Source organism: Halobacillus trueperi, from assembly GCF_003386945.1.
Taxonomy (GTDB): Bacteria; Bacillota; Bacilli; order Bacillales; family Halobacillaceae; genus Halobacillus; species Halobacillus aidingensis.
Genome location: NZ_QUAE01000017.1, coordinates 24,119 through 36,963, shown reverse-complemented (window position 1 = coordinate 36,963; position 12,845 = coordinate 24,119). Strand labels below are relative to the sequence as shown.

General features: G+C 48.5%; 9 protein-coding genes and 1 riboswitch. All 9 genes read left to right on the top strand.

Going from position 1 to position 12,845, the window contains the following annotated elements; all coding sequences use genetic code 11:
* The first annotated feature begins 32 nt into the window (after nt 1-32).
* The 9 genes from DYE48_RS16100 (at nt 33) to metH (ending at nt 12,638) form a co-directional block, all read left to right on the top strand.
* Nucleotides 33-1,058: a cytochrome d ubiquinol oxidase subunit II gene (locus DYE48_RS16100; RefSeq protein ID WP_115824532.1), complete on the top strand. Its 1,026-nt coding sequence runs from the start codon at nt 33-35 to the stop codon at nt 1,056-1,058.
* Nucleotides 1,059-1,966: 908 nt separating this feature from the next.
* Nucleotides 1,967-2,935: a glutaminase A gene (gene glsA, locus DYE48_RS16095; protein ID WP_115824531.1), complete on the top strand. Its 969-nt coding sequence runs from the start codon at nt 1,967-1,969 to the stop codon at nt 2,933-2,935.
* A complete protein-coding gene (locus DYE48_RS16090; protein WP_115824530.1) occupies nt 2,925-3,371 on the top strand; it encodes a DUF4385 domain-containing protein in 447 nt (148 codons plus the stop codon). Before glsA ends, DYE48_RS16090 begins: the two co-directional genes overlap by 11 nt.
* A gap of 82 nt (nt 3,372-3,453) precedes the next feature.
* Nucleotides 3,454-3,786: a hypothetical protein gene (locus DYE48_RS16085; protein WP_115824529.1), complete on the top strand. Its 333-nt coding sequence runs from the start codon at nt 3,454-3,456 to the stop codon at nt 3,784-3,786.
* A gap of 55 nt (nt 3,787-3,841) precedes the next feature.
* Nucleotides 3,842-4,231: a hypothetical protein gene (locus tag DYE48_RS16080; protein WP_115824528.1), complete on the top strand. Its 390-nt coding sequence runs from the start codon at nt 3,842-3,844 to the stop codon at nt 4,229-4,231.
* A 128-nt stretch (nt 4,232-4,359) separates the two neighbouring features.
* Nucleotides 4,360-4,470, top strand: a riboswitch (SAM riboswitch).
* A gap of 575 nt (nt 4,471-5,045) precedes the next feature.
* Nucleotides 5,046-6,164: a methionine biosynthesis PLP-dependent protein gene (locus tag DYE48_RS16075; protein ID WP_115824527.1), complete on the top strand. Its 1,119-nt coding sequence runs from the start codon at nt 5,046-5,048 to the stop codon at nt 6,162-6,164.
* Nucleotides 6,161-7,339, top strand: coding sequence for a cystathionine beta-lyase (gene metC, locus DYE48_RS16070; RefSeq protein WP_115824526.1), 1,179 nt, complete (start codon nt 6,161-6,163; stop codon nt 7,337-7,339). The genes DYE48_RS16075 and metC overlap by 4 nt, the downstream gene beginning before the upstream one ends.
* Before the next feature lie 3 nt (nt 7,340-7,342).
* Nucleotides 7,343-9,202, top strand: coding sequence for a bifunctional homocysteine S-methyltransferase/methylenetetrahydrofolate reductase (locus tag DYE48_RS16065; RefSeq protein ID WP_115824525.1), 1,860 nt, complete (start codon nt 7,343-7,345; stop codon nt 9,200-9,202).
* Nucleotides 9,183-12,638, top strand: a complete 3,456-nt coding sequence (gene metH / locus DYE48_RS16060) for a methionine synthase (protein ID WP_115824524.1) — start codon at nt 9,183-9,185, stop codon at nt 12,636-12,638. The genes DYE48_RS16065 and metH overlap by 20 nt, the downstream gene beginning before the upstream one ends.
* Nucleotides 12,639-12,845 lie beyond the last annotated feature (207 nt).

The window sequence follows — 12,845 nt, the reverse complement described above, 5'->3', positions numbered from 1 at the left end:
GAAAACATCATCCCAGAAAGGACGTACAACCTATGGAAGCATCAACATTAGCGATTACGATTTTGTGGAGCTTGCTTTTCGTCTATTCCATCCTCGGGTCTCTCGACTTCGGCGCCGGATTCTGGGGCATGATTTATGGGAAAAATGAAGAAAAAAGCGCCTCCCAAATCGCCAACCGTTTTCTTTCTCCGACATGGGAAGTGACCAACGTCTTTCTCGTCATTTTCGTCGTATCTGTCGTCACCTTTTTTCCGTTCGCAACGACCCTGCTCAGTAATGTATTGCTTGTCCCTGTAGGACTTGGCGTTCTGCTTTTGACAATCCGGACGACGTTCATGGTTTTCCAGCATCACGCTGATCGATACAAAGACTTGCTACGGCTGACTTCCGGCTTTACAGGATTGATCATCCCGGCACTTCTAGTCAGTATTCTACCGATTACGTTGGGAGGTTTCGTTAGTCTTGAAAATGACTATCCTCGCCTGCAGTACGGAGAATTACTCACTCACCCGACCTTGTACATGCACATCCTGTTCGGATTATCGACAGAGCTGTTTATCTCGGCCATTTTCCTGATGGACTACGCCAAGGAAGCGGAAGATTGGAACGCGTACGATACCTTCCGTAAGCATTCCCTTTGGCTTGGACCTGTCAGTATCGCCATCGCTATGCTGACAATCGGGACCTTCCCTGAAGAAGCTTCGTGGATCGTCGATAACATCCAAGAACACTGGGTGGCGTTCGGCTTGTCCCTGCTTTGTTTTATCATCGGGTACGCTTTTCTCTTCATCAAGAAAAAAGACGGTCGCCGCGGTCTGGCAAGAGCTGCTGTCATTATGGTCGGACTTCAGTATGCCATCGCCATTTACGCTTATGGGGCCGCCCACCTGCCTTACTTGATTTATCCTGATATCACCATTTCAGACGGGTTTACAAACCCTGATACGTTCTATCAGATGCTGATCGTCTACGCCGTCGGATTCGGTATTCTCATCCCAGCCTTCTTCCTATTCTGGCGCCTCTTCCTCAAAGACCGCCGCTATTTAAAACAGGAATAACACATAACGGCACCCTCTCATGGGTGCCGTTTTTTATGCTCTCAATTAGAGCGCACCTATTGTTTATCCTGTTTTTAAAAAAGGGTACATACTACAAGGCTCTCTATATACAACAATATGGCAGGATTGTTGAATACTTGATTTCGAGATGTTTCGGGGTTCGTTGCCTGGTTGAGCGTCAGGGGTGGCTGGGAAGCAACTCGCTTTCCTGTGGGGAGCGCCGAGCTTCCTCGGACTACGTCCTGCGGGATCTCGCCTTTCTCCTTCTCCCACGGGAGTCTCGCAGCTTCCCAACCACACCATTCCATGATGGTGAAAAACAATCCCTTTACTGTAGGAGGGCGCCTTTCACTATCCTGATGTTATAAGTATAAAGCGCTCTATAACAAGCCTGCCGCATGCAGAATAGCATTCTTAGAAGTTCATCCCCCTCCAATTACCATGTGCATTAAAGCGTCTTATTCCAGAAATGGTTTCGAGATACTTATATGGCAAAGGGGCGGAGGGGAATGGCGAGACTCCTACCTTATGTGTGCAGGCGCCTCGGTCAGCGGCGTATGGACTGGACTGAGCTGGCGGAGATAAAGGAAACACGAAGAACGGAGTGATTCGATGTTGACTTATCGTACAGAAGCGAGGGAAGTCTCACTAGCCGCTAGGCGCCGGAACCGGATATCTAATAGGAAAAAAGTGCATGGTGAGACCCCACAGGACGCAGTCCGAGGAGGCTCAAGAGAACAGAGGAAGTTCGATTAAGTTCGGCACGTCCTGTGCCAACATCGAACGACCCCACCTCGTGTGAGGCCCCGCGGAAAGCGAGCCATTCCCCTCCGCCCTATCCACTCAACAAAAGTCTCGAAACTGAATCTTCCACAATCGGGAGCTTATATGAAGAAAGGAGAACAGCTATGCAAAAACTGACGAACGATTATCTAGAAGAAGCCATTCAAGACAGCCGCCCGTTCGCTTCATCCGGGAATGTCAACATGACCCTTCCAGAATACGACGAAACGATCAAAGATTACCTCGGTGTGACCATCATCACAACAGAGGGGGAATGCTTTTCAGCCGGTGATAATAACAAATACATTCCGATGCAGAGCACCTCGAAAATCATCGGCCTTATGCTAGCTTTACAAGACTTCGGAAAAGAGCGTGTGTTCCAAACGGTAGGCATGGAGCCGATGGGGGACTTTTTCAATTCCATCAGCCAGTTGGAGTCTTACGATACAAGTAAACCTTTCAACCCAATGATCAATGCTGGAGCTATCGCTGTTTCTGCTTTGATCAAGGGACAAACAGTCGATAAACGTTTCAACCGCTATATGGATTTCCTGCGTAAGGTAACGAATAATGAAAAACTGGAAATGAGTAAGGAAGTATACGAAGCCGAAAAGGCGAACGGTGCACGGAACCGCTCCCTCGCCTATTTCATGCAGAGTACCGGCACGTTGGTTACTGATGTGGAAGAGGCGCTCGACCTTTACTTCCGGATGAATTCCGTCATGATGTGCTGCCACGATTTCGCCCGTGTCGGTCTATTCTTAGCCAAAGGAGGGCTGGACCTTGAAACAGGAGAAAAGCTCATCCCCTCCCACCACTTACGCACGGTGAAAGCGATTATGATGACCTCAGGGATGTACAATTCATCCGGTCATTATGCAGTAGAAGCAGGTTTCCCTTGTAAAAGCGGAGTATCTGGAAGCATCATCGGTTCATCCCCTGGACGAATGGGAATCGGCGTCGTAGGACCCGCCATTGATGAAAAAGGAAACAGCACAGCAGGAGGAGCCTTGATTAAAAAGCTTTCACAGGATCTTGAACTGAACATGTTCGGTGTCGAGAACACAGAAAGGAAGTATGAAGATGGCGTTTGATTATGATCTTGACTTTGATAACATCGATTTTCGAAAAAATCCCGAGAAGTACCGGGTGGGACGCGGGGAACAAGGCGTTCTGCTCGTTGAACCTTACAAAAGTGAAATCCTGGCCCATTGGCGCTTCAAGACACCTGAAATCGCGAGGGAATCCTCAGACAAGATCTATCAGATGTTCTTGGACTATAAAGAAGCGGATGACTTTGTCGGTATGGATATGGCGCGGAAGTTCCTGCAGATGGGCTACACCCGATCGCGGAGATACGCTAATTATAAGGGCGGGAAAAAGTATGACAAAAACGGAGAGGTGAATGATCGCGATATTGACGAAGAGAAAGCTGAATCGGCAAAAATCTTTGAGGAAAAATGGATTCTTGCCCGGGAGGATGAAGACTATTTAAACAAAAAGAAAGCCCATCAAAAAGAATATGGCTAAAACGTTGACAATTTTGAGCGTTGAACGTAGGATAACATTAACCCAAGTAAACAAATCGGATTAATGAAAAAGGAGTGTACACGTGAAAACATACCCACTTCTGATTAACCTGCTGTTCATGATCATCTCTTGGTCCATCGGGGTTTATTTCCTATCTGTCATTTACACTCCCACGATTATTATCCCCCTCTTCAATGACTTCATCTGGATTCGCGACTACAAAGGACTTCTCGGCTTGACGGCTGTTTTTACCGTCCTGACCATTCCCTTGGTGGCCTTTCTATATAAAAAACGCGGACAAATGAAGAAGAAGACGACCTGGTATGGGGTGAATGCAGTCACCCATCTGCTCTGGATCGGTACGCTTGCTCTACAAATCAAAACGGTTCTCTACAATCTAGGAATCTGTCATTAATTTACAGGAGTCCCACCTTCTCTGTCGAACTATTTTGTAAAGAGGAGGAATAGATTTGGAATTTCAGACCTTTTATGAAGATTACAAACGAAGAGCCAGCCAACATGATTTGGATTACTTAAAAAAAGTGACATCACGGAACCTCGCAGCAAGAGAAATCCGCCATGGTGAATGGGTCGATTATTCTTATGAAGAGTCGATCGAAGGATGGCGGCAAGCTTTTGATCATTTCCAGGATCAAGATATGTCCTGGATCTACACCGACCACTCCGTGACTCAACTTAATGAACACACATACCTTGCCGCCTTCTGGATCTCCATCCGTTTAAACGGAGAACTCCTGGAGACATCCAACCTCTTTTTTGATACATTCGAAAAAGTTTATGGAGAATGGCAGCTCGTCCGCTCCTACATCGAAGCTGGAGTGCAAAACCCACCCACCTAAGCCTGCTCTTTCAAAAGGAGGCTTTTTTCTGATTCCAAAAATGTTTTCACAAAATTCTTTCCAGCATATTGTCAAAACTTTCTGAGTAGTGTAGAGTAATCAACAATTAGAAAAAAATACAATTGAATCTCTTATCAAGAGAGGCAGAGGGACTGGCCCGACGAAGCCTCAGCAACCACTGGTTCGACCAGAAAGGTGCTAACTCCAGCAAGTTGTTTTCCCAACTTGGAAGATAAGAAGAAGAGCCATACACACAAAAGTCTTCTTCTTCAAGAAGGCTTTTTTTATTTTTATTTTAGATGTTGCTGATTCGTTATTGAAGATTATGGCAGGATTGTTGAATACACGATTTCGATACTTTTGTTGAGTGTATTGGGGCTGCGGGGAATGACTCGCTTTCCATAGAAGATTCTCGAAACCACTTCTAGAAGATCAACTTTTACCATTAAAGATAGTGGATCATATAAATCGCTCCACAGAACATAAAAGCTTGATGCAGAGCGCTTTATACTTCTAACAGTGGGATTGTGGAAGACAATCGAACTTGGTAAAGGGGTTCGTTTCTCACATTATCGAATGGGGTGGTTGGGAAGCTGCGAGACTCCCGTGGGAGAAGGAGATAGGCGAGATCCCGCAGGACGCAGTCCGAGGAAGCTCGGCGCTCCCCCACAGGAAAGCGAGTTGCTTCCCAACCACCCCTGAATCCCCACAAGGCACGAACCCCGCTAATTTCGAAACTGTCTTCCACAATCGGGAGCTTATGTTTAACGAGGCGTTAGATTTTAAATCATTAACTAATAAAGGATGTGTTGTTATGTGTCCGCATACGGATACGAAATTCGTTCAGACTGGGAACCAGCGGAATGAACCTACAGGGGCGATCAACCCTCCCGTTTATTTTTCCACCCCTTACCGACACCCCGGTTTAGGGGAATCGACTGGATTCGATTATACGAGAACCGGTAACCCTACCCGACAGATTCTGGAGTCTTCGATCGCTGATATTGAAGGTGGAGACGCAGGATTTGCGTTCAGCTCCGGGATGGCTGCGATCCAGACGGCTTTATCCCTTTTTAAAAAAGGTGATGAGATCATTGTTTCTGAAGATTTATACGGCGGCACGTTCCGCTTGTTTGAACACATGGAAGAGCGCTACGATCTCCGCTTTCATTACTGTGACAGCAGCAACCTTGAACGAATTCACGAGTACGTGAATGAAAGGACAAAAGCCATCTATGTGGAAACACCAACGAATCCACTGATGCATACGGCAGACATCACACAAATTTCAACGGTCGCGAAAGCGCACGACCTTCTGCTGCTTGTCGATAACACGCTGTACACTCCGGTGTTGCAACAGCCGATTGCCGAGGGTGCAGATGTAGTCATCCATAGTGCTACGAAATATTTGGCCGGACACAATGATGTTCTTGCCGGAATCCTTGTGAGTAAAGGAAAAGCCATAAGCGAGAAGCTTGCTTTTCATCAAAATACATCCGGAGCTGTTCTCTCTCCTTTCGATTCATGGCTTGTGATGCGCGGGATGAAGACCCTTCCCCTTCGGATGCGCCAGCATGAAGCGAATGCAAAATCTGTGGTTGCCTTCTTGGAGGACCACCCGCACGTGGCGGATATATTTTACCCAGGCAAAGGCGGCATGGTTTCGTTCAGACTACAATCCGAAGATTGGGTCGATCCATTCTTGCGGAATTTGAACTTGATCAGTTTTGCCGAGAGCCTCGGGGGTGTGGAGAGCTTCATCACCTACCCCGCGACCCAGACGCACGCCGATATTCCTGAAGAAACGCGGATCAGCTACGGGGTTTGTAATCGCCTGCTTCGTTTCTCTGTCGGTGTCGAACATATCGATGACTTGATTCAAGATCTTGATTATACCCTTGCGCAACTACCAAAGGAGGAATCTATACGATGACTGATCATTCTTTGCAAACCCGATTGCTGCACAGTGATTATAAGTTCGATCCGCATACCGGCGCGGTCAGCGTCCCCATCCAGCAGGCATCCACTTTCCATCAGCAGGATTTCGACAATCCCGGAGTCTATGATTACAGCCGCTCTGGTAACCCGACCCGGGAAGCTCTCGAGGATACTATTGCGGGACTGGAGAGTGGAAGTCACGGCTTTGCTTTCGCCTCCGGAATGGCTGCAATTTCTACAGCCTTCATGCTTTTATCGAAAGGCGACCATGTCGTCATCACCCAGGATGTTTACGGGGGGACTTTCCGAATGATCCGTGATGTTCTCGTCAGATTTGGAATCGATCACACATTTGTTGATATGACGGACCTCCACGCGGTAGCGACTGCCATCCAGCCGAATACGAAACTTATCTATATTGAAACACCATCCAATCCGACGCTTGAAATCACAGATATTCGTGCCGTCGCAAAGTTAGCGAAAGCGAACAATTGCTGGACATTCGTCGATAACACTTTCATGACACCAGCCCTGCAGCGTCCGCTAGAACTTGGTGCCGATCTCGTCCTGCACAGTGCGACGAAATTCATCGCCGGTCACAGTGATGTGGTCGCAGGTCTTGCGGCTACCAAAGATGAAGAAATTGCAGCGCAGCTCGGTTTTTTACAAAATTCATTCGGATCCATTCTTGGCGCACACGATTGTTGGCTCGTGCTTCGCGGCTTGAAAACCTTGCATTGCCGAATGACGCAGTCTCAAGCATCGGCTGTAAAGATCGCAGAAAAACTAAGTGCTCACCCACTCGTGGAGCAGGTTTACTATCCAGGCTTCCGTTTTCATCCGGGAAGTTCGACGCAAACCTATCAGGCTGAGGGTTCCGGTGCGGTATTGTCCTTCCGGCTGCGGGATGAAGACGCGGTAAGGCAGTTTACGAAACATGTGGAACTCCCCGTGTATGCCGTTAGTCTCGGAGCAGTAGAATCGATCCTGTCCTACCCCGCCCGCATGTCTCATGCCTCCATGCCAAAAGAAGAGCGCGAAAAGCGCGGCATCACAGATGGATTGCTACGCTTATCGGTCGGCCTTGAAAATCCGGACGACTTAATCAAAGATTTTCATCAGGCATTAGGAAAAACCGAATCCGAAGCATTCTTACAAACAGGAGGTTGAACAATGGATTTACGCGAAGCTTTACAAAACCGGACACTGATCGGGGACGGAGCTATGGGAACCCTCCTCTACTCCTATGGCATCGATCGATGTTTTGAAGAACTGAACCTCTCCCACTCCGAAGAGGTATTGAACGTCCACCGCGCTTACGTGAACGCCGGTGCCGATGTCATTCAAACGAACACCTATGGCGCGAATTATATAAAACTGGAACGCTACGGCCTTCAGGACCAGGTGAAAGAAATCAATACAGCTGCCGTAAAGCTTGCCAAACAAGCGGCGGGAGAGAATCAATATGTCGTCGGAACAATCGGAGGCGTCCGCGGAGCCCGCAAACAAGCAATCTCAACAGAAGAGATCAAGCGAAGTTTCAGGGAGCAGTTGTACTGTCTTCTTTTTGAACAAGTCGACGGTCTACTGCTTGAAACGTTTTATGATTTAGAAGAGTTGACGACCGTTTTGAAGATTGCCAGAAAAGAAACAGAGCTCCCGATCATCGCTCAAGTATCGATGCATGAAGCAGGTGTATTGCAAGATGGCACCCCTCTCCCTGACGCGTTGAAACAGCTGGAAGGGTTAGGCGCTGATGTTGTCGGTGTCAATTGCCGGCTGGGACCTTATCACACAATACAATCCTTAGAGGAAGTACCGCTTCCGGAAAAAGCGGTGTTGTCAGCCTATCCAAATGCGAGTTTACCAGCCTACCAGGATGGGAGACTCGTCTACCCGACAGATCCGGCATATTTCCAGAAAAGTGCCCAGTCGCTCTATGAACAAGGGGCACGCCTAATTGGAGGCTGCTGCGGCACCACCCCTGAGCACATCGAGGCAATTGCCGCTAGAGTGAAAGGCAGGTCCCCGATTCAAGACAAAGTCGTCCCAATCAAAGAAAAAGCCGAAGTGCGTGTTTCCGAGACGAAAGATGATCGCCCCCATCTACACGAGAAAGCTAAAAAGGGACGTTCCATTATCGTTGAACTTGATCCGCCGAAAAAGCTGAAGACGGAGCGCTTTTTAGAAGGTGCCAAAGCCTTGCACGAAGCAGGTGTGGATTCGGTCACCCTTGCAGATAATTCCCTCGCTTCCCCGAGAATCAGCAACACGGCGATGGCCTCGATCATCAAACAACAATACGGTGTCGACCCCCTCGTTCACATCGCTTGCCGTGACCGTAACTTACTAGGGTTGCAATCCCACCTAATGGGGCTTCACGCCCTCGGTATCCGTCAGCTGCTTGCCGTGACAGGCGATCCGACGAAAATCGGGGATTTCCCTGGTGCCACATCGGTGTATGACTTGAACTCTTTTGATTTAATCCATTACATCAAGCAAATGAACAAGGGAATTTCATTTTCCGGAAAGAATCTAGGGGAAAGCACCTCCTTCTCAGTAGCCGCTGCATTCAACCCGAATGTACGCAACTTGAACCGTGCGGTGGGACGCCTGGAGAAGAAAATCAAATACGGAGCCGACTACTTTATCAGTCAGCCTGTATTCAATGAAAAGCAGATCATTGAAGTTTATGAAGCAACGAAACATATCGACGCGCCTATTTATATCGGAATCATGCCCCTGACAAGCGCGCGGAACGCTGAATTTCTACACAACGAAGTGCCTGGGATCACGCTTGCTCCTGAGGTACTTGAAAAAATGGAGCTTGCCGGTTCAGACAAAGAACAAGCACAGGCTGAGGGGATCAGCATCTCGAAATCTCTCATTGATACAGCCCTCGACCTATTCAATGGCATCTACTTGATCACCCCCTTTTTACGATACGAAATGACTGTTGAATTGACGAACTATATTAAACAGCAAACGGCAGAACGAGAAAGGAAGATGGCCAATGGCATCCACATCGTTTAACGAACAACTCAAACAACGCATTCTCATTCTCGATGGCGCCATGGGAACGATGCTGCAGGAAGCCGACCTCTCCCCCGATGATTTCGGCGGAGAAGAATACGACGGCTGTAACGAATATTTAAATCTGACCTACCCCGACCTCTTAGACCAGATCCATTCCCGCTATCTTGAAGCAGGTGCGGACATTATTGAAACGAACACCTTCGGGGCGACCGACCTCGTCCTGGACGAATATAACCTTGGTCATCTGGCTGAAGAAATCAATATCGAAGCCGCTAAAATCGCGAAAAAAGCCGCTGCCCGCTTCCATACACCGGACCGCCCCCGCTTTGTAGCTGGGGCCATGGGGCCGACAACAAAAACTCTTTCTGTGACCGGTGGGACAACATTTGAAGCATTGGCCAAGGCTTATGAAGAACAAGCCCGCGGACTCATCAAGGGCGGGGTCGACCTCCTTTTATTAGAGACGTCCCAGGATATGCTCAATGTCAAATCCGCTTTTCTCGGCATAACAAAAGCTAAAGAATCGTTAGGAAAAGATCTGCCCCTAATTGTTTCCGGTACGATCGAACCGATGGGGACGACACTTGCCGGTCAAAGCATCGAAGCCTTTTATCTTTCGCTTGAACATATGAAACCAATCGTTGTCGGACTCAATTGTGCGACAGGGCCTGAGTTCATGCGCGATCACCTTCGTTCATTATCAGATCTCGCCACGTCCGCCGTCAGCTGTTATCCGAACGCAGGCCTTCCAGATGAAGAAGGTAATTATCACGAAACACCAGAATCACTGGCTGCCAAAGTCGCTGGTTTTGCTGAAAAAGGCTGGCTGAATGTGGTCGGTGGCTGCTGTGGGACAACACCGGATCACATCCGTGCCATTGCAGAAGCGGTAAAAGGTTTCAAGCCTCGGGTAGCACCTTCCGACCATGCCCACGCCGTTTCAGGCATCGAACCATTAATTTACGATGACCCCGGCGATCGTCCGATCCTTGTGGGTGAGCGTACGAATGTCATCGGTTCACGGAAATTCAAGCGTCTGATTGCTGAAGGAAAATTTGAAGAGGCGTCCGAAATTGCCCGTGCCCAAGTGAAGAAAGGCGCGCAGGTCATCGACATCTGCCTCGCCGATCCGGACCGGGATGAGATCGAGGACATGGAAACTTTCATGAAGCAGGTCGTCAACAAAGTCAAAGTGCCACTCGTCATCGACTCGACCGACGTGGATGTCATTGAAAAAGCGCTCACCTACTCTCAAGGAAAAGTCATCATCAACTCCATCAATTTGGAAGACGGAGAAGAGCGTTTTAAAGAAGTGCTTCCCCTTGTGAAACAATACGGAGCAGCTCTCGTGGTGGGAACGATCGATGAAAAAGGAATGGCCGTAACGGCGGAAAGAAAGCTTGAAATCGCCAAGCGATCACACGATATTCTCGTTGAAGATTACAACATCAATCCACAGGATATCATTTTCGACCCGCTTGTCTTCCCTGTCGGCACTGGTGATGAGCAATATATCGGTTCAGCAGAAGCGACCATTGATGGAATACGGCTCATTAAAGAACATCTGCCGCTCTGCCAGACGGTCCTTGGTGTCAGTAACGTCTCATTCGGTCTCCCTCCTGTCGGCCGCGAAGTATTGAACGCCGTTTATTTGTACCACTGTACGAAAGCAGGACTGGACTACGCCATCGTCAACACCGAAAAGCTTGAGCGTTATGCCTCCATCAATCAGGAAGAAATCAATTTGGCGGATGAGCTGCTTTTCAAAACGGATGATAAAACGCTCGCTTCTTTCACAGCTTTTTACAGAGGAAAGAAAAAGGAAACCAAAGTGCCGACTTCGACGATGACTCTTGCCGAGCGCCTCGCTCATTACGTTGTAGAAGGTACAAAAGAAGGCTTGCTGCCTGACCTGGAACAGGCACTGTCCGAATACGATACGCCACTCGCCATCATTAACGGACCCTTGATGGACGGCATGGCGGAGGTCGGCCGGCTCTTCAATGACAACCAGCTGATCGTAGCAGAAGTTCTGCAGAGCGCGGAGGTCATGAAGACATCTGTCGCTTACCTGGAACCTCATATGGAAGCAGATGATTCTTCGAATAAAAAAGGAAAAGTCCTGCTTGCCACTGTCAAAGGCGATGTCCATGACATTGGTAAAAACCTCGTAGAGATCATTTTAAGCAACAACGGCTTTGAAGTCGTCGACTTGGGCATCAAAGTGACCCCTGCGGAACTGATCGAGCAGATCAAAAAGGAACAGCCGACGATTGTTGGACTATCCGGACTGCTCGTCAAATCCGCTCAGCAGATGGTACTGACCGCCCAGGACTTGAAACAGCAGAACATTTCCCTGCCGATTCTCGTCGGAGGGGCTGCTTTGTCACGGAAGTTTACGCACACGAAAATTTCGCCCGAATATGAAGGCCCTGTTCTGTATGCGAAAGATGCGATGGATGGTCTTTCGATCTCCAATCAGCTCAGCAATGATGAGCAGCGGGGTCAATTTTTACAAGAACAGGAAGAAAAGAAAGCAGCTGCCCTTACCCGTGCGGCGAGCGCCGCCCCCAGGGACCGCGGCGGGACGGCTGTGGCTGTGAAGCCGAAATCTACGGTGTCCACAACGGTGCCTGTATTCAAACCGCATGATTTCGATAAGCACATCATCCGGAATCACCCGGTCGCCCATATTGAACCATACATCAATATGCAGATGTTGATTGGACACCATCTTGGTTTGAAAGGAAGATTCGACAAACTGCTTGCAGAAGGAAACGAAAAAGCGGTTCATTTGAAAAGTGTCGTAGATGGGTTACTCACACGTGCGAAAGTGGAAAATTGGATCCAGCCCTCTGCTATGTACCGCTTTTTCCCAGCTCAGTCCAACGGTGATCAGGTGCTCATTTATGACCCGAACGATCACCAGACGATCATTGAGCGGTTCACCTTCCCTCGCCAAAATAAAGAACCGTTCCTCTGCCTGGCGGACTACTTGCGATCTGTCGAGAGTAGCGAAATGGATTATGTCGGGTTCTTTGCAGTGACAGCCGGAAAAGGTATCCGGAAACGAGCAGTGGAATTGAAAGAGCAGGGAAACTACTTAGAAAGCCATGCGCTGCAGGCACTTGCTCTTGAGACGGCGGAAGGTCTCGCTGAACAGGTGCACCAGAAGATCCGCGACAAATGGGGATTTCCTGACCCGACGGACTTCACGATGCAGGAACGCTTTTCCGCCAAGTATCAAGGTCAGCGCTACTCTTTCGGTTATCCGGCCTGCCCTGAGCTTGAGGATCAGAAGAAGTTGTTCGAGCTCATTCGGCCGGAGGAGATCGGTATTGAGCTGACGGAAGAATGCATGATGGAGCCGGAAGCATCGGTTACAGCGATGGTTTTCGCTCATCCAGAAGCGCGTTACTTTAATGTGATGTAAGGTTAGATTGGTGGTTTGGTTTATCAGTGGGTTGGATGCTTTTATCAGTGGGTTTTAGTCATTTATCGGTGGGATGAATGCTTTTATCGGTTACTTTTGAGCATTTATCAGTGGATTGAGCGCTTTTATCAATATCCTCTTGGAAACTTATGAGCGGCTTTCCCCTTTTTATTGGCATCTGACCATCCAGCCGAGCCCTTTCAATAG

Excerpts from the sequence above, each read along its gene's own strand:
- DYE48_RS16100 (WP_115824532.1), top strand. The coding sequence starts at position 33 with ATGGAAGCATCAACATTAGCGATTACGATTTTGTGGAGCTTGCTTTTC.
- glsA (WP_115824531.1), top strand. The coding sequence starts at position 1,967 with ATGCAAAAACTGACGAACGATTATCTAGAAGAAGCCATTCAAGACAGC.
- DYE48_RS16090 (WP_115824530.1), top strand. The coding sequence starts at position 2,925 with ATGGCGTTTGATTATGATCTTGACTTTGATAACATCGATTTTCGAAAA.
- DYE48_RS16075 (WP_115824527.1), top strand. The coding sequence starts at position 5,046 with ATGTGTCCGCATACGGATACGAAATTCGTTCAGACTGGGAACCAGCGG.
- metC (WP_115824526.1), top strand. The coding sequence starts at position 6,161 with ATGACTGATCATTCTTTGCAAACCCGATTGCTGCACAGTGATTATAAG.
- DYE48_RS16065 (WP_115824525.1), top strand. The coding sequence starts at position 7,343 with ATGGATTTACGCGAAGCTTTACAAAACCGGACACTGATCGGGGACGGA.
- metH (WP_115824524.1), top strand. The coding sequence starts at position 9,183 with ATGGCATCCACATCGTTTAACGAACAACTCAAACAACGCATTCTCATT.